Consider the following 20,447-nt stretch of genomic DNA (forward strand, 5'->3'; position numbering starts at 1 on the left):
GGAAAACCATGAAAGTTCTACTGCTGGTCCAGAAAGAGCAGCGTGCGATTCTGGACCGTCTCTATGACGGCATCGCCGCACACTGTGAATGCGAAGTGCGCTGGCTGAGCTCTGCGGAGCAACGCAACCTGCGTGGCTATTTCCGCCGTGAGGTGGACGTCAGCCGCTATGACCGGATCGTGTTTTTCCTGCGTTTCAAGCAGGAAGTGCGTCAGGTCGGCTTCATCCGCACGATTCCCAATCTGGTCATCCTCGAACACGATGCCTACCAGAACTACATTCCGTGCAAATACACCGGCAAGTTCAGCGCGCACTACCGCAAGCTGCCCTGGGCGCGGGTGATCTGTTCGGGGTTCATGGTCAGCGAGCGTCTGCGTCAGGAAGGCTTCGATGCGGTGTTCGTGCCCAAGGGCTATGACCAGAGCCTGCTGCAGTTGCAGGCACGCGAGCGTGACATTGAGCTGGCCTTCGTGGGCAGCACCAACAGCGTGGCCTACAGCGGCCGCAAGGCGTTGCTGGACGAGTTGGGCCAGGTCGAGAATCTGCTCGTCACGCGGACCAAGTCCGGCGAAGAGTATTGCGACACCCTGAACCGCATCCGTTTTTTCGTCAGTGCCGACGTGGGCATGGGCGAGTACATGATCAAGAATTTCGAGGCGATGGCATGCGGCTGTGTGCTGCTTGCCTTCGATCAGGGCGCTGAAGAAAACCGCGCGCTGGGCTTTGTCGACATGCACAACATCGTGCTCTATCGCGACATTCCCGAACTTCGCGAAAAGCTGGCGAAATTGCGCGATAACTTCACACTGGCCAGTGAAATATCCCGTAATGGGCAGACTTTGGTCGAGGAACGCTTTACATTCCATGCCCTTGGAAAAGCCATCGTGGACGCCATGCGTGCGCCACTGCGCAGCATGCCGGCGGCGAATTGGGTCGACCGCCTGCGGTCACGATTGGGATGGTAGGGAATTATGAATATTCAATGATTGGGAACGAATGATGGTATTCAGCGAAAACAGCGACATTACGCTGGTTGTCACCAGTTGTGGTCGGTTCGACCTGTTGAAGCGCACTCTGGAAACGTTCGACCATTTCAACACTGCGCCCATACGCCATGTGCTGATTACTGAAGACTCCGGCGATGCCCGGGTCCAGGCGTGCATTCCCGAGCACTGGCACCCCCATACGCGCTTCATCATCAACAACCCCAAGCTGGGGCAGATGCGCTCTGTCGATGCGGCCTATTCGCTGATCGAAACGTCCTGGGTGTTCCATTGCGAAGACGACTGGGATTTCTACCGTCCGCACTTCATCGAAGAGTCGATGACGCTGCTGGAACACGACCCTCAGGCCTTGCAGGTCTGGTTGCGCAGCTACAATCATGATCTGCGTATCCACAGCCCTTACGTTTACCTGAACGAGCGTGATGTGGTCGAGGGTATCCCGTTTTACAAACTGGGCTCGCATAAGCCGGAATGGCAGGGTTTTTCCTTCAATCCGGGGCTGCGCCGCCTGGCTGATTACCTGCAGCATGCGCCTTATGCCGAACACGGTGGCGAGAAGAAACTTTCACAATTATTCGCCGCGCAAAACCGTTACGCTCTGATTCTGGAAAATGATGCCGTGTTGCACACCGGGTTTGGTGAGCACGTGGAGGTGCCGCAGGAGCGGCTTGACAAACAGCGTCGCAAACGTCGGGATCGCATCAAGCTGATCGTCGCAGTGCTCGCTGGCCTAGTAGCAGGTTGGTTGCTTAATAATGTCAGTTGACCCGATAAGAGTACCCGGCAACAAAGTGCAGCAGTACTTTACGGCTGCCATCGTCATCTTCCTGCTGAGTTTCATCCTCAACCCCTCAGCCAAGATCACCAACAATCTGTTTTATGCATTCACGGCGCTGCCGGGCTTGTTCTTCCTGATCAAGTACCGCGGCGCTGGCGTGTTTGCCAAGCCCCTGGGCATCGCCTGGGCGGTGTTCATGGCCTGTTTTCTGGTCCCCGCGCTGCAGGCGCAGGAGTTCCAGTATTACAAGCACATCATTTACGTCAGCCTGTTTGTCTTCATCGTGGCCGGGATCACCGACAACGGTTTCTTCAGGCGCGGTGTATTCGTGCGCAGCATGTTCTGGGCGCTGTGCCTGTACATCCTGCTCAGCAGCATTCACAGCTGGGTGACCGGGCAGTTCGAGTTCGGCCAGCGTGTGGCGATTCTGCCGGGGCGAATGGAGAACGTGATCTACGCCAGTGCCTGGCTGGTCTGCAGCCTGGCGTTGGCCATGCCGCTGTGGGCAAGAGAGCGGCGCTGGGTCGAGGCCGTCTGCGCCCTTCTTGTCACGCTGGTGATAACCGCCTTTGTCGTGCAGACGCGCACTGCGCTGGTGGGTTGCGCGGTTCTGTTCGCCGTCTGCACCGCCTATGCGCTGTACCGTTTTCCACTGCGCACGATAGTCGCCTTGTTGGCGCTGGGCGTCGTGGCGGCGGCAGCCTTCTGGTTCGTCAAGGATGAACAGTGGGTCGCCCTGCTGATGGTCAGAGGGGATTCCTACCGCATCGAGCTGTTTGAAATCATGACCGGTGAATGGCGTCGCTGCGGCTGGGTGCTCGGCTGTGGTGTCGATTTCTACACGACCCAGACCCTGACGGGCGGCATACCGATCCAGCACCCGCACAATATTTTCGTGTCGCTGGGGCTGTATACCGGTGCCGCTTCGCTGGTGATGTTTCTGGTCGTGATGGCGATGACACTGTGGGACGCGGTGCGCAACGGCGATGCCTGGGGTCTCTACCTGGTGTGTGCGCTGGTCATGCTTAACTTCGACGGCGGCCAGTTGGTCGGCAACCCAGACGAGCTTTGGGTGCTGGTGCTGCTACCGGCGACCATGGTGCTCGGGCGAGTGGTGCAGACGCATCGGCTCAGGCAGCAGCAGTAGCGTCAAAAAATGGCCGCTTCGAAAGCGGCCATTTTTCATGGGGCAGGTTTATTGAACAGCCTGGGCCAGTTCAGAGGTGTCGCACAGGGTCTGCGCGCTCATGTAGCCATCGAGGAAAGCCGGGTTGCCGTTGTCCAGCAGCCATTGGCGGTCTTCCTGATAACGCAGCATGTGTTTGAAGTTGCGCAAGCGAAGGCTTTTGCGCAAGGCGCGGCGATAGGTTTTCATGTCGGCGATGTCAATCAGGCCGAGGCTGCCTTCCGGCGTGAGGATCACGTTGCCAAGATGGGCCGAGCGAAAGTAGATGCCCTTTTCATGCAGCCCGGCAATGAAGCTTCCCAGTTGCCTGCGCAGCTTGTCGTCGGCCACCGCACTGCCCAGCAGCTGACGCAGGGTGAAGCCAGCCAGCGGATCATAATGCACGGCATCGCGCTCGATCTCGGCGATGCGGCTGACCGAGCGTATGCGCGGGCAGGGAATGCCGCGTTTGATCAGCGTTTCACAGTTGTCTGCGAAGCGCTGCGCGTAGGGGTACCAGGCTGCGGAGCTGACAATGCGTTTGCGCCGAAACAACTTCAACATGGAGCCGTCACGCAGACGGAGTACTTTGTCGCCCGTGCCGTCGGCTTCAAGCACTTCGGCACCTTGAACCAGTTCAAGGTAATGGGCGTGGTCAAACGCTTGCATCGATACTCCGGTTTTTACGCCCCAGGGGTTCCTGGTCGTCATACAGAAGCCAGACGTGCAGGCTTCAGGCAGCGATCAGAATCCCCGGGGAATGGACGAGCCGCCTATGTTACCGCAGCAGGCAGCCGCGAAAACTGCTGTGATACAATTCGGCCTCTTTTTAACACGACGGATTCTCATGACAACCTCCGAATCGTCCACAACCTCCAGCGTGAAAATCTATTTCCGCCTGTTGTCTTATGTGCGTCCGTATGTGGGCATTTTCCTGCTCAGCATCATTGGTTTCGTGATCTTCGCCTCGACCCAGCCGATGCTCGCCGGCATCCTGAAATATTTCGTCGACGGTCTGACCAATCCCGAAGCGGTGCTGTTTCCCAATGTCCCTTATCTGCGCGAGTTGCAGCTGTTGCAGGCCGTGCCGCTGCTGATCGTGCTGATCGCCGCATGGCAGGGGCTGGGCTCGTTTCTGGGCAACTATTTCCTGGCCAAGGTTTCCCTCGGGCTGGTGCATGATTTGCGCGTAGAGCTGTTCAACAAGCTGCTGGTGCTGCCCAATCGCTACTTCGACACGACCAATTCCGGCCATCTGATCTCGCGCATCACCTTCAACGTCACGATGGTGACCGGCGCTGCCACCGATGCCATCAAGGTGGTGATTCGCGAAGGCCTGACCGTGGTGTTCCTGTTCATCTATCTGCTGATGATGAACTGGAAGCTGACGCTGGTGATGCTCGCAATTCTGCCGTTGATTGCCGTCATGGTCGGCACCGCGAGCAAGAAATTCCGCAAGCAGAGCAAGAAGATCCAGGTGGCGATGGGCGATGTCACGCATGTTGCCTCGGAAACCATTCAGGGCTATCGCGTAGTCCGCAGCTTCGGTGGCGAGTCCTACGAGCAGGCGCGCTTTGCCCAGGCCAGCAACAGCAACACCAAAAAGCAGCTGCGCATGACCAAGACCGGCGCCATCTACACGCCGATGCTGCAACTGGTGATCTACAGCGCCATGGCGGTGCTGATGTTCCTGGTGCTGTTCCTGCGTGGCGACGCGACTGCGGGTGATCTGGTTGCCTATATCACCGCTGCGGGCCTGCTGCCCAAGCCGATTCGTCAGCTGTCGGAAGTCAGTTCGACGATCCAGAAAGGTGTCGCTGGTGCCGAGAGCATTTTCGAACAGCTGGATGTGGAAGAGGAAGTCGATACCGGCACCATCGAGCGTGATCGCGTGACCGGCCACCTCGAGGTGAAGAACCTCAGCTTCTTCTACCCGCAGACTGCGCGTCAGGTGTTGAACGACATCAGTTTCTCCGCTGCGCCGGGGCAGATGATTGCCCTGGTAGGGCGTTCCGGCAGCGGCAAGTCAACCCTGGCCAACCTGATCCCGCGTTTCTACGGGCACGACATGGGCAACATCCTGCTCGATGGCGTTGAAATCAACGATTATCGCTTGCGTAACCTGCGCAGGCACATTGCTCAGGTCAATCAGAACGTCACGCTGTTCAACGACACGATTGCCAACAACATTGCCTACGGCGATCTGGCTGGCGCGCCGCGTGCCGACATCGAAGCGGCTGCCGCTGATGCGTACGCCAAGGAATTCATCGACCAGTTGCCGCAGGGTTTCGATACCCAGGTGGGCGAAAACGGGGTGCTGCTGTCCGGCGGTCAACGCCAGCGTCTGGCCATTGCCCGCGCGCTGCTCAAGAACGCTCCTTTGCTGATTCTCGACGAAGCCACCTCGGCGCTGGACACCGAGTCCGAACGGCACATTCAGGCGGCGCTGGATCACGTCATGAAGGGCCGTACCACGCTGGTCATCGCCCACCGCCTTTCGACCATCGAGAAGGCCGACCTGATTCTGGTCATGGATGCCGGGCAGATCGTCGAGCGCGGTACGCACTCTGAGCTGCTGGCGCAGAACGGCTATTACGCCCGCCTGCATGCCATGGGGCTGGACGAGCCTTCGCCTGTCGGCGCTGTCTGACCTGACGTTCACCGGGCGGACCCAGGCGGTCCGCCTGCCTTTTGGGTGGTGTGATTCAACAGCCTGTCGGTTGCAAACCCCTGTGCTAAGATTCCGCCCCTGTCCATTTTTCAAGTACGGGTTGTTCCATGAAGCTATCCATGCCGCGCTTTGATCAGGCCCCTGTCCTGGTGGTTGGCGATGTCATGCTCGACAGATACTGGCATGGTGGTACCTCGCGTATTTCCCCCGAAGCGCCAGTGCCTGTGGTCAAGGTCGATCAGATCGAGGACCGTCCGGGCGGTGCTGCCAACGTGGCCTTGAATATCGCTGCGCTGGGCGCCCCCGCTTCGCTGGTCGGTGTGACGGGGGATGACGAGGCGGCTGAAAGTCTGACCAACAGCCTGAAGGCTGCTGGTGTGCTGGCGCGCTTTCAGCGCATCGCCGATCAGCCGACCATCGTCAAACTGCGTGTCATGAGTCGCCACCAGCAATTGTTGCGCATCGATTTCGAAGAACCGTTCAGGACCGACCCGCTGGCCCTGAGCGCAGAGGTTTACAGCTTGCTGGACGGCATCAAGGTGCTGGTCCTGTCCGACTACGGCAAGGGCGCACTGAAAAACCATCAGGCGCTGATTCAGGCCGCCCGCAAGCGCGGCATTCCGGTGCTGGCCGATCCCAAGGGCAAGGATTTCGCGATCTATCGCGGCGCGAGCCTGATCACGCCGAACCTCAGCGAATTCGAGGCCATCGTCGGTCATTGTGTCGATGAGGCACAACTGGTCACCAAGGGTGCGCAGTTGATGCAAGAGCTCGATCTCGGCGCGCTGCTGGTGACCCGTGGCGAACATGGCATGACCCTGTTGCGTCCTGATCAGCAGGCGCTGCACCTGCCGGCCCGTGCCCGCGAAGTGTTCGATGTGACCGGCGCTGGTGATACGGTGATCTCTACCCTGGCGGCAGCGATTGCTGCCGGCGAGGAGCTGCCACATGCGGTGGCGCTGGCCAATCTGGCGGCGGGCATCGTGGTCGGTAAGCTGGGCACGGCGGCCATCAGCGCCCCGGAGCTGCGCCGGGCGATTCAGCGCGAAGAGGGCTCCGAGCGCGGCGTGCTGGGGCTGGAGCAACTGCTGCTGGCGGTCGATGATGCGCGCGCGCACAAGGAAAAGATCGTCTTCACCAATGGCTGCTTCGACATTCTCCACGCAGGTCATGTGACCTACCTGGAGCAGGCGCGTGCCTTGGGTGATCGCCTGATCGTTGCGGTCAACGACGATGCGTCTGTCAGCCGCCTGAAAGGGCCGGGCCGACCGATCAACAGCGTTGACCGGCGCATGGCGGTACTGGCAGGTCTGGGGGCCGTGGACTGGGTGATCAGCTTCCCGGAAGGAACCCCGGAAAACCTGCTGACCCACGTCAAGCCCGACGTGCTGGTCAAGGGCGGTGATTATGGTGTCGATCAGGTGGTCGGTGCCGATATCGTTCAGGCTTACGGCGGCGAGGTACGTGTGCTGGGGCTGGTGGAAAACAGCTCCACCACCGCGATTGTCGAGAAGATTCGCGCCCAGTAACCGCAACGTTGTCGTTTGAATGCCGGCGCGCTCAAGGTTTCAGTGCCTTGCAGCCGCTGGCCGACTTACTTGCTCAGGCTGCCACGCGCCATCTGCAGCAGCTCCCGGGCCTTGCCGGTCAGGCGTTTGAGCCCTGACTTCTTCGCCGGTGGGGCCATGCCCTGCTGACGCAGCCAGTCCTTCCAGCGAATCCGCTCTTCACGCACCACCCAGCCATCCTGCGCAGCGAAGCTCTCGGCCAGGTACAGCCCTCTCGTGCCGGCCGGACTCAGCTTGTCACGCTTGAGCGTGTACAGCTCGGGCAGAGGGGCGCCGTTCTCCAGCGGCATCAGGTACAGGTCAGGTTTGCTACGGTTGAGGCGGGCGACCAGTTGATCGTTTTCCAGAGCTTCGTCGACATGGAAAAGGCTGACCGGGCGCGCTTCCTTGGGGATTTCCAGGCGCATGTCGTAAATCAGCTGCAAGGACGCCGTGGGCAAATGCACATAGGCCCGTGGACGTTCCAACAGGGTCAGGCTGCCGGTTCGCACCGGTCTCGCGGCGCCGGAGAGGGGGCTCAGGCGAAAGGGCATGGCCTCGCGATAATGCAGCGCGGCGGCGTAGGGCGCAGGCAGCCAGGTCTCCTTGAACAGCCCGCTGAGCCAGCCCTGCGGTGTTTCGATCAGGCACTCTTCGGCCACTTCCTGAATCGCGGTGTGCAGCGGCAGCGTCAGCTCATGGGCCGGGACATAACCCGAGATCAGCTTGAGCACGACGTCGCCGCGATCCTGACGACGCTGGCGGACCAGCACCCAGTAGTCGCGGTTCTGCCAACTGACGGTCAGGCGAACGGAGACCCCCAGATTGGCCAGCTCGGTGGCGAAATGTTCGGTGTCCGGCACGTCGATCTTGCGCCGCCGCTGCAAGGTCTGCGCGAAGTTCATCGGCATGCCGACGCTCTGGTAGCTCAGGCTTTCCGCAGTGGCCTCGACAAACAGCGGCAGGGTCTTGAAGTTGCTGGGATTCTTCCGGATCAGTGTTCGCGGCATAACGGCTCCTTCTTGCGTTGGGGTCGGCCGCCTTAATCAGGCTTGACGGCAAATCACGGCAGCGGCAGTTGCAACGTTGTGTGCCAGGTGCAACGGGTTGATGGTGCCGACAATAGCACTGGCAACCGCCGGATGTTCAAACAGTAGCTGGAAACTGGCGTGGACCGGATCCATGCCGGGTGTCAGGCAGACATGACCACTGGCCAGTGCCTTCTTCACCAGAATGCCTTTGCCATGAGCCTGCGCGTAATCCAGTACCGGCTTTTCATCCTGTTCGTTGAGATTGTAAGTGACCATTGCGCAGTCACCCTCACGCAGCGCCAGCAGGCCGCCTTCGACGGTCTTGCCGGAAAAGCCGAAGCCGCGAATCTTGCCTTCGCGCTTGAGATCAGCGAGTGTCTGGTACACCTCGGCGTCGTTGAGAATCGCCAGATCGTTGCCGTCCGAATGCACCAGGACCAGATCGAGAAAGTCGGTTTCAAGACGTTTCAGGCTGCGCTCGACCGATGTGCGTGTATGGGTCGCGCTGAAGTCATGGCTAGACTGGCCGTTGACGAACTCCTCGCCAACCTTGCTGACGATCACCCAGTCCTGGCGCTGACCGCGCAGCAGCGGTCCCAGGCGCTCTTCGCTGGTGCCATAGGCAGGTGCCGTGTCGATCAGGTTGATGCCCATGTCGCGGGCCATGCGCAGCAGCATCTGCGCCTGCTGGTCATCGGGAATCTTGAAGCCGCTGGGGTATTTGACGCCCTGGTCGCGCCCCAGTTTGACGGTGCCCAGCCCCAGCGGCGATACGTTCAGGCCGGTACTGCCCAGCGGGCGATGCAGATCGTGCAGGGTTTTCAGGCTCATGGCAGCAGCTCATCCCAGACAGGTATGGCCATTGGAGGCCGTGGCACATCGCTCAGCGGAGCTTGCGGGGTCGGGTGGATACCGTCTCTGGACAGCTGCGACAGGACTCGGTCGGCGAAGTCCGGAGCCAGGGCCAGCTTGGTCGGCCAGCCGATCATCAGACGTTGTTGGCTGTCGAGGAAGGCGTTGTCCGGGCGCACCAGTCCTGATTGAGCAGGCTCGGCACGATCAACACGCAGGGTCGCCCACTGCGCCTGACTCAGATCGACCCACGGCAGCAGCGCCTCGAGCTCTTTGCGCGCAACGGCGATCTGCTCGTCCGGTTGGCGCGCCACACCATCGGCTTCGGCCAGGTCGCCGCCCAGATACCACACCCACTGGCCATCTGCTGCCGGATGCGTGGTCACGGTGATGCGTGGCTTTGGCCCGCCGCCCAGGCAGTGAGCGAACAGCGGCTTCAGGGTCGGCCCCTTGACCAGCACCATGTGCAACGGGCGGCGCTGCATCTGCGGTTGCGATACGCCAAGCGCGTTCAGCAGGTCGGCATTACCGCCGCCGGCACTGAGTACGATGCGCTGCGCATGGATATCGCGACCGTCGACGCGCAGACCGATCAGTTCATCGCCCTCGAAGAGCGGCTCGATGTGCTGACCGGCCAGCAGGCTGTCACCGGCCAGTTCGGCGAGACGCCCGATCAGACTGGGTACATCGACCACCAGCTCGGCAAGCCGATAGACCTTGCCTTTGAATTTGGGGTTTTGCAGGGCTGGCGGCAGTTGCTCGCCCTTGACCTGATCCACGCGACCGCGCACGGCCTTGCTGGCGAAGAAACTGGTGAGATTGCCGGCGATGGTGCCTGGCGACCACAGGTAATGGGCCTCGGACAGCAGGCGTACACCGGAAAGATCCAGCTCGCCCTTGCCATCGAGGGCCTCACGCCAGCGACGCGGCATGTCGGCAATGGCTTCGGAGGCGCCGGACAGCGCGCCGTGCAGCGCGTACTTGGCGCCGCCGTGGATGATCCCCTGAGACTTGAGGCTTTGCCCGCCACCCAGGCTGGCGCTTTCTACCAGCACTGTCGAGAACCCTTGACGACGCAACCGGGCATTGAGCCAGAGACCGGCGACGCCAGCCCCGACAATCAGCACGTCAGTGGAAATAACCGATGGCATGAGCACCTCAGTGAGCGAAAAGTACGAGCATTATAAAGGATCGGGTTTTCAATGCCCGGCGGTTTTCGAGAACAGCTGAATGACCGCCACGCCTGCCACGATCATGCCCATGCCCAGCAGCGCGGGCAGGTCGAGTTTCTGGCCGTAGATGAAGAACGCGGCGATGCTGACCATGACGATGCCCATGCCCGACCAGATGGCGTAGGTGATGCCCACCGGGATAGTGCGCATTACCAGAATCAGCATCCAGAACGCGATCGCATAGCCGGTAATCAGTAGCAACAGGGGCAGCGGGGTACTGAATCCCTTCACGGCTTTCATGGACGTGGTAGCGATGACTTCCGCGCAAACGGCGATAGCCAGCAGGTAATAAGCGTTCATGGTGCATTCCTTTTCGTCAGGCTGCGCATTCTAGCGGCTTGTGATGGCGGGCTGATAAACTCCGCGCCCATGAATAGAACTCTTTATACCGTACTGTTTCATCTCGGCCTGCCGCTGGTTGCCCTGCGTCTGTGGTTGCGTGCGCGCAAGGCTCCGGCGTATCGCCAGCGCATCGGCGAGCGCTTCGCCCGCGGCTTGCCGGTCATGCAGCGGGGCGGTATCTGGGTGCATGCGGTGTCGGTGGGTGAAAGCATCGCCGCAGCGCCCATGATTCGGTCGCTGCTGGTGCAATATCCGCAGTTGCCGATCACTGTGACTTGCATGACGCCCACAGGTTCGGAGCGAATCAAGGCGCTGTTCGCCAGTGAGCCGCGAATTCAGCATTGCTACCTGCCCTACGACCTGCCGTGGGCGGCTGCTGGTTTTCTCGATCAGGTACAGCCACGGCTGGGGATCATCATGGAAACCGAGCTGTGGCCCAACCACATCCATCAGTGTTCCCTGCGCGGGATTCCTGTGGTGCTTGCCAACGCCCGGCTGTCGGAGCGTTCGGCGCGGGGTTACGCACGCTTTGCCGGGCTGACGCGACCGATGCTGGCGGAAATGGCCTGGTTTGCGGTGCAGACTGAAGCTGAGGCGCAGCGCTTTCGTGATCTGGGCGCGCGTCCCGAGTGCGTGGCGGTGACCGGCTCGATCAAGTTCGACCTGAGCATCGACCCGCAGCTTCTGCAGCGTGCCGCCCACCAGCGCGAACAATGGCAGACCACGCAGCGGCCTGTCTGGATCGCGGCCAGCACACATGCGGGCGAGGATGAAAGCGTGCTGGCGGCTCATCGCACGTTACTGACCAGTCACCCCGATGCGCTGCTGATTCTGGTGCCGCGTCACCCCGAGCGTTTCGACAGTGTGCATGCGTTGTGTCAGCAGCAGGGCTTTGCGACGGTAAGGCGCTCATCCGCGCAGGCTGTCACGTCTGACGTCTCGGTGCTGATGGGCGATACCATGGGGGAATTGCTGTTTCTCTATGCACTGGCTGACATCGCTTTCGTTGGCGGCAGCCTGGTGCCCAATGGCGGACACAACCTGCTGGAGCCTGCGGCACTGGCCAAGCCGGTGCTCAGCGGCCCGCACCTGTTCAACTTCCTCGAGATCGCCGCCATGCTGCGCAAGGCCGGTGCGTTGCAAGAGGTCAACGATGCAGCAGCGCTGGCCATCGCCGTGCAGGGTCTTTTCGACCAGCCGCAGCAGGCGCGCAACATGGCCGATGCCGGGCTTGAGGTGATGAAGGCCAATCAGGGCGCACTGCAACGCCTGCTCGACGGGATCGGGCGGTTGATGGGCAGGCGCTGAGTCGGAGGACGCATAGCGTCCAGAACGGCATACCGACGCAGAGCGTCGGCACGATAGTTGAGCTCGTCCAGACGCCTATCGTTCCTCACGCTCCAGCGTGGGAATGCCTTGGGTGACGCTCCGCGTCACAAATCTGCGTCGCGCTGCATGACTTGAAGTCGGGCGCAGAGCATCCAGATCGGTCAGCAATCTCAGCGCTTTGCAGGTCGCTCGAAGTTCTTCTGCGCGGCAGTCGCCAGGTCCGGCGGCAGGAAGTCTTTGTCCGGGTTGTAGTCGGCCTTCAGGTAGCGCGACAGGTCCTGCAGGTCGCCCGGGTTAAGGGTGCCTGCTGCCTGCTTGAGACGCAGGTTGTCGAGGATGTAGTCGTAACGCGTGTTGTTGTAGTCACGCACCGAGGCATACAGCTGGCGTTGCGCATCCAGCACGTCGACGATGTTGCGGGTGCCGACCTGATAACCGATTTCCGTGGCTTCCAGCGCGCTCTGGTTGGAGATGATCGACTGCTTGCGGGCCTGGACCTGCTCCACATCGGTATTCACCGCGCGATGCAGGTTGCGCGTGTTTTCCACCACCTGACGACGCAGGCTTTCACGGCGCTGCTCGCTCTGGCTCAGGCGCGCATAGGCTTCGCGTACCTGTGAACTGGTCAGGCCGCCGCTGTAGATCGGGATATTCAGCTGCACGCCGATGCTGCGCTGCTCGACGTCGCCGCCGTAGTTGCGGCCGGTGTAGTTGGGGTTGCTGAAACCCAGTGCATCGTTATCGCCACGCTGATAGGTCGCCACGGCATCGAGCGTCGGCGCGTGCCCGGCCTTGCGCTGACGCAGGGTTTCTTCGGCGGCACTGACTGCGTAGTTGCTGGCCAGCAGATTGAGGTTCTGCTGCGCGGCAGTATCGACCCAGGCCTTGGCGTCATTGGGCGTCGGCGCCAGCACCGGCAGGGTATGCACGATGCCTTCGATCGAGTTGTATTCGCGGTTGGTCAGCGTCACCAGCGCCTGAAAGGCGTCGTCGACCTGACGCTGGGCAATCAGTCGGCTGGCGCGTGACGTGTCATAGCTGGCCTGCGCCTGCAGCACATCGGTCTTGTCCGACAGGCCGACATCGAAGCGCTCGTTGGCCTGATCCAGCTGGCGCTTGAAGGCCGCTTCCTCGGCTTTGGTCGAGGCCAGATTGTCCTGTGCACGCAATACGCTGAAATAGCTTTGCGCCGATTGCAGGATCAGATTCTGCTCGGTAGCCGACAGTTCCAGTGCTGCCTGTTCGTTGCTCGCTTCGGCAGCCTGCAACTGGAACCAGCGGTCAGCGCGGAAGATCGGCTGGCTCAGCGTGGCCTGATAGAGGTTGCCGCTGCGGGTGGCCACGGCTCTGGGCTGATCGATGCTGGTGCGGGTGCTGCTGTTCTGGGCGCTGCCGGAAATATTCGGCAGCAAACCGGCGCGGGCCTGCGGCACGGCTTCCTTGCGCGCATCGTAATCGGCGCGTGAGGCTGCGAGGTCGGCGTTGTTGTCCACAGCCTGCTGATAAACGCTCAACAGCCCTGTCTGCGTTGGCATTGGCAATTCGGCTGCCCAGGTCAACCCGCTGGACGCAAACGAAACAGCCACGACCAACGAAAGTTTGCGCAACATGAGGCATTCCCTGTTCATGAAGAAAATAATTACAGTTCGGGTTGAAGAGAAACCGGGCTAGGGAGTGTAGAGCCAGACGCTTTTGGCAACAATCGTCGATTTGCGCCATTTATCGAGCCCCGTGCAAATAGGCTGGCGTTGCGACGGCACCCCGTCATAGACTGGCGGCGTTCTTGTCGGGGTGCCTTGCTATGAGGCTGAGATCGGTTAAACCGGATCCCGTTGAACCTGATCAGGTTAGCGCCTGCGTAGGGAACAAGATTTCTCGTCTCCCGGCGAGTCCTCTTGAGTGCCGTCCGGGGTCGATTGTTCAAATAATGAACAGTTTCGCCTCCTTTCGATACTCAGCACCAGCACTGGTGCACCCGTCCGTCACGTCAGGTCACTCCGACAATAAATCCGCAACTGGATGTCTGGAGAGCCGTGATGAGTATAAAAGCAAAAAACGCAGCCCATTTGAGCGAGTCGGCGCAAGTCGACTCCGGATCGGTACAGCCGTTTACCCGTTCGCAGAAAATCTACGTTCAGGGCTCGCGCCCGGACATCCGCGTGCCCATGCGCGAAATCACCCTGGACGTCACCCCGACCGACTTTGGCGGCGAGATCAACGCCCCGGTCACGGTCTATGACACCTCCGGCCCCTACACCGACCCCAATGTGATCATCGACGTGCGCAAAGGCCTGGCCGACGTGCGTTCGCCATGGATCGACTCGCGCAATGACACCGAGCGTCTGCCGGGCCTGAGTTCCAGCTTCGGCCAGCAACGCCTGAGCGACGCCGAACTCACCGCGCTGCGCTTTGCCCATGTGCGCAACCCGCGCCGGGCCAAGGCCGGCGCCAACGTCAGCCAGATGCACTACGCGCGTCAGGGCATCATCACCGCCGAGATGGAATACGTCGCCATCCGCGAGAACATGAAGCTTCAGGAAGCCCGCGCCGCAGGTCTGCTGACCCAGCAACATGCCGGGCACAGCTTTGGCGCGAGCATCCCGAAGGAAATCACTGCCGAGTTCGTGCGCGAAGAGATTGCCCGGGGCCGCGCGATCATCCCGGCCAACATCAACCACGTCGAGCTTGAGCCAATGATCATTGGCCGCAACTTCCTGGTGAAGATCAACGGCAACATCGGCAACAGCGCATTGGGTTCTTCCATCGAAGAAGAAGTCGCCAAGCTGACCTGGGGTATCCGCTGGGGCTCGGACACGGTCATGGACCTGTCCACTGGCAAGCATATTCACGAAACCCGCGAGTGGATCATCCGCAATTCGCCGGTGCCGATCGGTACGGTGCCGATCTATCAGGCGCTGGAAAAGGTGGGCGGTGCAGCCGAGGACCTGACCTGGGAGCTGTTCCGCGACACGTTGATCGAGCAGGCCGAGCAGGGCGTCGATTACTTCACCATCCACGCCGGTGTGTTGCTGCGTTACGTGCCGCTGACCGCCAAGCGTGTCACCGGTATCGTCAGCCGTGGCGGTTCGATCATGGCCAAATGGTGCCTGGCGCACCACAAGGAAAACTTCCTTTACACCCATTTCGAAGAAATCTGCGAAATCATGAAGGCCTACGACGTCAGCTTCTCGCTGGGCGACGGCCTGCGTCCAGGCTCGATTGCCGATGCCAACGATGCGGCGCAGTTCGGTGAGCTGGAAACGCTGGGCGAACTGACCAAGATCGCCTGGAAGCATGATGTGCAGACCATGATCGAAGGCCCTGGCCATGTGCCGATGCAGTTGATCAAGGAGAACATGGACAAGCAACTGGAGTGCTGCGATGAAGCGCCGTTCTACACACTGGGCCCGCTGACCACCGACATCGCGCCGGGTTACGACCACATCACCTCGGGCATCGGTGCCGCCATGATCGGCTGGTTCGGCTGCGCCATGCTGTGTTACGTCACGCCCAAGGAGCATCTGGGGCTGCCGAACAAGGATGATGTCAAAACCGGGATCATCACCTACAAGATCGCGGCTCATGCGGCGGATCTTGCCAAAGGCCATCCGGGTGCGCAGATCCGCGACAACGCCTTGAGCAAAGCGCGTTTCGAGTTCCGCTGGGAAGACCAGTTCAACCTCGGCCTGGACCCGGACACCGCGCGTTCGTACCACGACGAAACCCTGCCCAAGGATTCGGCCAAGGTCGCGCATTTCTGCTCCATGTGCGGGCCTAAATTCTGCTCGATGAAGATCACTCAGGAAGTCCGCGAGTACGCCGCCAATCAGCGCATCGAGGCGGTAGACGTCGATGTTGCTAAAGGCCTGGCCGAGCAGGCCGAGCGCTTCAAGCAGGAAGGCAGCCAGTTGTACAAGAGGGTGTAGGTGGCGACAGGTGCACGACAGAGCACCGCTAGCGGTTATCGCTACGCTCCAGCATTGGGCTTTACGACTCGGAGCGTCGCACGATAGTTGAGATTATCGTTCCGCACGCGCCAGCGTGGGAATGAAGTTCTCGACGCTCTGCGTCGTCAAGAGGACGCGGAGCGTCCAGAACGGCATGCGACGCAGAGCGCCGCACGATAATTGCGATGATCCCACGCTCTGCGTGGTGGCGCTGTTCTGGAAGCTCCGCGTCCGATCCCGAATCACCGATCAACACCCCATACGAGACACAAACGTGAACACACCCGGCACCTATTCTCCTGACACCCCTGTACCCGCCAGCCAGCGGGTGTTCGGCGCGCGGGATCTGTTTTCCCTGTGGTTTTCCCTCGGCATCGGTCTGATGGTGTTGCAGACCGGGGCCTTGCTGGCGCCGGGGCTGGGCATGTCCGGCTCGATGCTGGCGATTTTCCTCGGCACGCTGGTGGGCGTCTTGCTGCTCGCCAGCGTTGGTGTGATCGGCAGCGATACCGGCCTGTCGTCCATGGCCGCGCTCAAGCTCAGCCTGGGCAGCAAGGGCGCGTCGCTGCCAGCGGTATTGAACCTGCTGCAACTGATCGGTTGGGGCTCGTTCGAGATCATCGTCATGCGCGACGCAGCCAGTCTGCTCGGCGCGCGGGCTTTTGCAGAGGGCAGCCCGTGGAGCAGTCCGCTGCTCTGGACGCTGTTATTCGGCGCACTGGCCACGCTGCTGGCAGTCAGCGGGCCATTGACCTTCGTGCGCCGTTTTCTGCGCAAGTGGGGCCTGTGGATACTGCTGACGGCGTGTGCATGGCTGACCTGGAATCTGCTGGCCAAGGCTGATCTGACCGCGCTGTGGGCAACCTCCGGCGATGGTTCGTTGCCGTTTGCCTCGGGGTTCGACATTGCCATCGCCATGCCGCTGTCCTGGCTGCCGCTGATTGCCGACTACTCACGTTTCGGGCAACGCGCGAAAAGCGTCTTCGGCGGTACGGCTGCAGGCTTTTTCATCGGCAACTTCTGGTTGATGAGCCTGGGCGTCGCCTACACCCTGGCGTTCGCCCCGAGCGGTGAGGCCAATGCTTTGCTGCTGGCACTGGCCGGCGCAGGTCTGGGGATCCCGCTGCTGCTGATTCTGCTGGACGAAACGGAAAACGCGTTCGCCGATATTCACTCGGCTGCGGTCTCCACTGCTCTGCTGTCACGCATCAAGGTCGAGCATCTGGCGTTGGTGATTGGCGTGATCTGTACGCTGATTGCCTGTCTGGCACCGCTGGCGCAGTATCAGAACTTTCTGTTATTGATCGGCTCGGTATTCGCGCCACTGTTCGGCGTCGTGCTGGTTGACCATTTCATTCTGCGTGGTCGCAGTGGTCAGGCGGCGGAGGGCGGTTTGCGCTGGATGAGCCTGCTGGCGTGGCTCGGCGGGCTCAGCACCTATCATCTGCTGGCCAATCTTTATCCCGAAGTGGGCGCAACACTGCCAGCGCTCATTGTCGCTGGCGTGTTGCAGCTGCTGATCGGCGGTGCGATCAGCCGCGGCCGGGGAACAGTTCCGGCTTGAGGATGCCATTTAGCTGAGGATAAGGAATCTTCAGCTCGATGTGGCCCATCGAATACGGCGCGATGGTATCGACCGAGTACTTGAGGATCACTGCGCCGTAGGTCAGCGCAATATGCGGCGTGCGCTTGAACGGCCAGGTCTTCATGAACTCGCTGTCTTCATTCATCTTGGTCGATACCAGCCAGCCCTGGTGGGCCAGTTGGGCTTTCTGCCAGAACTCGCTTTCCTTGCCCGGGATGATCATGTCAGCCAGGGTCAGGACTTTCTGCTGCTGACGCGAATAGTTGATGAACGCCCGGCCAGGGTTGCCGTGGGCACCGCCGGTATCCAGATAGCTGGACAGTTCGACCACTACGATACCGTCATGCTGTTCGCGTACTTTGGCCTGCAGATAGCTGCTGTTGCGACCCTGGGCCTGGCTCAGGAACTTTTCCTGATAGGCTTTGATCGACGCAGGCGGCGATGCGCTGCTGTCGGCAACGGTCAGTTGCAGCAACGTCTTCTGAACGATGGCGTCCAGTCGCGGCTCATCTGGGAAGTGCACGGTATCGATGTTTACCAACGGGCAGTCGGCCGTGGTGCAGCCCGGCTTGATCAGCTCGGAAGCATCGCGCTGGACTTGCAGCGGTGTGCGCATGTTGGGCGTGAAGAGGCTTTGGCAGGCGCCGAGCAACAGGGCCAGGCAAGCCAGTGAAGTGATCCTCAATAACGACATGTTGATCCTTGGCAGTGTCAGTAAAGGCGGTTGCGTTGTACGTATGCAGGCTGGTTGGACTGTAAACAACGTCTTCGGTTCGATCATGGCAGATTAGAATTGTTTTAAGCCCCGGCCGTCTACCCTGCATGTTCAAGGGGGCTGCATCTGACTGCCGATGCGCGTTAGGATGGCCCGATGTCAAAAACGGCGGCAAGCGAGAAACCCATGACCCAGACCACACGATCTGCACCAAGCGCTTTTGAAACCATAAAGCGTGAAAACTGCTTCAAGGGCTTCTATAAGCTGGACAAGCTGCATGTGCGCCACGAATTGTTCGCGGGCGGGATGAGCAAGGAAATCAGCCGCGAACTGTTCGTTCGCCACGACGCCGTCTGCGTGCTGCCTTATGACGCCAAACGTGACGAAGTCGTGCTCATCGAGCAGTTCCGCGTAGGCGCCATGAAAAAGACCAACAACCCCTGGCTGATCGAGCTGGTCGCAGGTCTGATCGACAAGGATGAACAGCCGGAAGAAGTTGCTCATCGCGAGGCAGAAGAGGAAGCTGGGCTGAAGTTCGAGGCATTGTGGCCAATCACCAAATACTTTCCCTCGCCGGGTGGCAGCGACGAGTTCGTTCACCTGTTTCTGGGGCGTTGCAGCAGTGAAGGGGCGGGCGGATTGCACGGGCTCGAGGCCGAAGGTGAAGACATCCGGGTAACAGTCTGGTCATTCGATGACGCATTGCAGGCGATGAAAGACGGAACAATCAAGAACGCATCGACGATCATCGCCTTGCAATGGCTGGCGCTGAATCGTGCAGAGATAAGGGGTTTATGGTCGTGAATCCAGTGCGCGAACGCTACCGTGTCGATCTTGCCGGACTGCAGGCTGCGTGCGAGGCCAACTACGCGCGCCTGATGCGCCTGCTGCCCGACATGCGCAACGAACAGCGCTCACGCCGCGTCGCCGTTACCCAGGGTGATCAGATGCTGGGCGTGCTGGCAGTCGAAGTGTTGCTCGACTGCCCGTACACCACCACCTTGCAGGTCTGCCAGGAGCACAGCCTGCCCTGGCTGCCGGTGCCCAAGCTCGAAGTACAGGTCTACCACGACGCCCGCATGGCCGAAGTCATCGGCGCCGAACATGCGCGGCGCTTCCGGGGCATCTATCCCTACCCCAACGCCGACATGCACCAACCAGACGAAAAGGCCCAGCTCAACCTGTTTCTCGGTGAATGGCTGAGCCACTGCCTGGCGTGTGGGCATGAGTTTGAGGCCGTGCGCTGATCCATTCGCAATTCTGAATTTTTTATCTCAACCGGCCTCATGACTTGTTTATTCAGTTGTAAATGACTTTGGCCGTCAGTGTTTATGCCTCAGGCATGTAGGTCGTGTCTGAATATATTCAAAGCGAGCAGCGTGTCCTTGAATTTGAAATTCCATGGCTTACATTCGTCATCACTTTCATTTACAGGCATAACGAATGAGCTATTTAGGGAGCCATCTGAATCATTGTCGGGCTGTGCCTTTCAACGGGTACGACACATGGCTTGTAGTGGTAAGCGGTGACGGTCCTAATATCTGTGGGCATGCCTTGTTGAAAGCGGGAGAGTTTTATTTTCATATTGCCGGGTTGACCGAACGGCCGTACTTCATGAGTGAAACTGATTACGGGCGTTATCTCAATGAATCCTCGAAAACAGAGCTGTTCCGTCGAAGAGTACTTCTGAACAAACCCGATGTGGCGCAGCGCAAGCTTGAGGAGCTTAGCGCCAAGCCGTGGCACTGGTTTGGCATCCCCAATAATTGTGTTTCTTATGTCGAAGAGATTTTCAATGCTGGCGGCTCTCGGGAATCCATGATTACCAATTGTCCAGTGAGATGGCGATGATTATCTATCGGGCTTTGATTGGTGGTTTCACTGGACTCATCTTCGGCCTTCTCCTATATGTCGGACTGATAACCCTGACAGGCAGCGCTCTGCGCTGGGAACACTTTCTATATACGGCCATTACCGGAGTGGTCATCGGTATTCTGTCTTTGAGGCTCATGCCATGGATCGTTCATCTGGCTGGATTGGCAGGAATGATTCTTGGCGTTGTACTGGAGCTTTTGTTGGCGGGATATCTCTGGCCTGGAATGCCTTATGAGCGGGTGCTGAGCCATCTCTTGGGTGCGGGACTGGCAGGCATGGTGTCGGCCGGACTTATTGCTTCGATTGTGCTCAAGCACCGAGCGAATCAGCAAATGTGACCAAATGCTCGTCTGCACGCACTTTCCCGGTTTACC

The 20,447-nt window shown here is 60.1% G+C and carries 19 protein-coding genes and 1 riboswitch; of the genes, 12 read left to right on the forward strand and 7 right to left on the reverse strand.

Features of this window, described 5'->3' with window-relative positions; translation table 11 throughout:
• Positions 1-8: 8 nt before the first annotated feature.
• The 3 genes from BLR16_RS14670 to BLR16_RS14680 are packed head-to-tail and all read left to right on the forward strand — an operon-like array spanning position 9 to position 2,929.
• Positions 9-965, forward strand: coding sequence for a glycosyltransferase family protein (locus BLR16_RS14670; RefSeq protein WP_074806768.1), 957 nt, complete (start codon positions 9-11; stop codon positions 963-965).
• Between the two features lie 31 nt (positions 966-996).
• Positions 997-1,770, forward strand: a complete 774-nt coding sequence (locus tag BLR16_RS14675) for a glycosyltransferase family 2 protein (RefSeq protein ID WP_074806771.1) — start codon at positions 997-999, stop codon at positions 1,768-1,770.
• Positions 1,760-2,929: a hypothetical protein gene (locus tag BLR16_RS14680; RefSeq protein WP_074806773.1), complete on the forward strand. Its 1,170-nt coding sequence runs from the start codon at positions 1,760-1,762 to the stop codon at positions 2,927-2,929. Before BLR16_RS14675 ends, BLR16_RS14680 begins: the two co-directional genes overlap by 11 nt.
• 48 nt (positions 2,930-2,977) lie before the next feature.
• Here the strand turns inward: BLR16_RS14680 and BLR16_RS14685 are convergent, their stop codons facing one another.
• Positions 2,978-3,616 (reverse strand): BUD32 family EKC/KEOPS complex subunit, encoded by a 639-nt coding sequence (locus BLR16_RS14685; RefSeq protein WP_003366239.1) that lies wholly within the window; start codon positions 3,614-3,616, stop codon positions 2,978-2,980.
• A gap of 178 nt (positions 3,617-3,794) precedes the next feature.
• Between BLR16_RS14685 and msbA the strand changes: the two genes are divergently transcribed.
• Positions 3,795-5,597 (forward strand): lipid A export permease/ATP-binding protein MsbA, encoded by a 1,803-nt coding sequence (gene msbA / locus BLR16_RS14690; protein WP_003431965.1) that lies wholly within the window; start codon positions 3,795-3,797, stop codon positions 5,595-5,597.
• A 128-nt stretch (positions 5,598-5,725) separates the two neighbouring features.
• Positions 5,726-7,147, forward strand: a complete 1,422-nt coding sequence (hldE, locus tag BLR16_RS14695; RefSeq protein WP_044309307.1) for a bifunctional D-glycero-beta-D-manno-heptose-7-phosphate kinase/D-glycero-beta-D-manno-heptose 1-phosphate adenylyltransferase HldE — start codon at positions 5,726-5,728, stop codon at positions 7,145-7,147.
• A 65-nt stretch (positions 7,148-7,212) separates the two neighbouring features.
• Here hldE and BLR16_RS14700 read toward each other — a convergent pair whose 3' ends face one another.
• From BLR16_RS14700 to BLR16_RS14715, 4 genes are read right to left on the reverse strand one after another with little or no spacing between them, the layout of a single operon-like run.
• Positions 7,213-8,175: a hypothetical protein gene (locus BLR16_RS14700; protein WP_003366246.1), complete on the reverse strand. Its 963-nt coding sequence runs from the start codon at positions 8,173-8,175 to the stop codon at positions 7,213-7,215.
• 36 nt (positions 8,176-8,211) lie between these two features.
• Complete coding sequence (locus BLR16_RS14705; protein ID WP_003431963.1) at positions 8,212-9,027, reverse strand: aldo/keto reductase; 816 nt, start codon at positions 9,025-9,027, stop codon at positions 8,212-8,214.
• Positions 9,024-10,199, reverse strand: a complete 1,176-nt coding sequence (locus tag BLR16_RS14710; protein WP_003431962.1) for an NAD(P)/FAD-dependent oxidoreductase — start codon at positions 10,197-10,199, stop codon at positions 9,024-9,026. Before BLR16_RS14710 ends, BLR16_RS14705 begins: the two co-directional genes overlap by 4 nt.
• 48 nt (positions 10,200-10,247) lie before the next feature.
• A complete protein-coding gene (locus BLR16_RS14715; RefSeq protein ID WP_002551789.1) occupies positions 10,248-10,580 on the reverse strand; it encodes an SMR family transporter in 333 nt (110 codons plus the stop codon).
• 69 nt (positions 10,581-10,649) lie between these two features.
• On the opposite strand from BLR16_RS14715, the gene waaA reads away from it, so the two are divergent.
• The gene (gene waaA, locus BLR16_RS14720) at positions 10,650-11,930 is read left to right on the forward strand and encodes a lipid IV(A) 3-deoxy-D-manno-octulosonic acid transferase (RefSeq protein ID WP_072365025.1); all 1,281 of its coding nucleotides are present in this window, start codon (positions 10,650-10,652) and stop codon (positions 11,928-11,930) included.
• A gap of 191 nt (positions 11,931-12,121) precedes the next feature.
• Here waaA and BLR16_RS14730 read toward each other — a convergent pair whose 3' ends face one another.
• Positions 12,122-13,561, reverse strand: coding sequence for a TolC family outer membrane protein (locus tag BLR16_RS14730; RefSeq protein WP_003366255.1), 1,440 nt, complete (start codon positions 13,559-13,561; stop codon positions 12,122-12,124).
• A 167-nt stretch (positions 13,562-13,728) separates the two neighbouring features.
• Positions 13,729-13,833: riboswitch (TPP riboswitch) on the forward strand.
• 154 nt (positions 13,834-13,987) lie between these two features.
• On the opposite strand from BLR16_RS14730, the gene thiC reads away from it, so the two are divergent.
• Together thiC and cytX are read left to right on the forward strand one after the other, a co-directional pair.
• Positions 13,988-15,877: a phosphomethylpyrimidine synthase ThiC gene (gene thiC, locus BLR16_RS14735; RefSeq protein ID WP_060708598.1), complete on the forward strand. Its 1,890-nt coding sequence runs from the start codon at positions 13,988-13,990 to the stop codon at positions 15,875-15,877.
• A 295-nt stretch (positions 15,878-16,172) separates the two neighbouring features.
• Entirely contained in the window at positions 16,173-17,462 is a 1,290-nt protein-coding gene (cytX, locus tag BLR16_RS14740) for a putative hydroxymethylpyrimidine transporter CytX (protein WP_060708599.1), read from the forward strand.
• Here the strand turns inward: cytX and BLR16_RS14745 are convergent.
• Positions 17,431-18,177 carry an RsiV family protein gene (locus BLR16_RS14745; RefSeq protein ID WP_003431957.1) on the reverse strand — a complete coding sequence of 249 codons (747 nt, stop codon included), beginning with the start codon at positions 18,175-18,177 and terminating at the stop codon, positions 17,431-17,433. The two genes, cytX and BLR16_RS14745, sit on opposite strands and share 32 nt — an antisense overlap.
• Before the next feature lie 207 nt (positions 18,178-18,384).
• On the opposite strand from BLR16_RS14745, the gene BLR16_RS14750 reads away from it, so the two are divergent.
• The 4 genes from BLR16_RS14750 to BLR16_RS14765 all read left to right on the forward strand — a co-directional run bounded on the left by BLR16_RS14750 (position 18,385) and on the right by BLR16_RS14765 (position 20,411).
• Positions 18,385-19,002 carry an NUDIX domain-containing protein gene (locus tag BLR16_RS14750; protein WP_003366260.1) on the forward strand — a complete coding sequence of 206 codons (618 nt, stop codon included), beginning with the start codon at positions 18,385-18,387 and terminating at the stop codon, positions 19,000-19,002.
• Positions 18,993-19,445, forward strand: coding sequence for a DUF1249 domain-containing protein (locus tag BLR16_RS14755; protein ID WP_003431956.1), 453 nt, complete (start codon positions 18,993-18,995; stop codon positions 19,443-19,445). Before BLR16_RS14750 ends, BLR16_RS14755 begins: the two co-directional genes overlap by 10 nt.
• A 196-nt stretch (positions 19,446-19,641) precedes the next feature.
• On the forward strand, positions 19,642-20,049 hold the full coding sequence (locus tag BLR16_RS28610; RefSeq protein ID WP_158226018.1) for a hypothetical protein: 408 nt from the start codon (positions 19,642-19,644) through the stop codon (positions 20,047-20,049).
• Positions 20,046-20,411 (forward strand): hypothetical protein, encoded by a 366-nt coding sequence (locus tag BLR16_RS14765; RefSeq protein ID WP_085990815.1) that lies wholly within the window; start codon positions 20,046-20,048, stop codon positions 20,409-20,411. The genes BLR16_RS28610 and BLR16_RS14765 overlap by 4 nt, the downstream gene beginning before the upstream one ends.
• Positions 20,412-20,447 lie beyond the last annotated feature (36 nt).

The organism is Pseudomonas sp. BS3767 (assembly GCF_900099665.1).
Classification (GTDB): domain Bacteria; phylum Pseudomonadota; class Gammaproteobacteria; order Pseudomonadales; family Pseudomonadaceae; genus Aquipseudomonas; species Aquipseudomonas cerasi.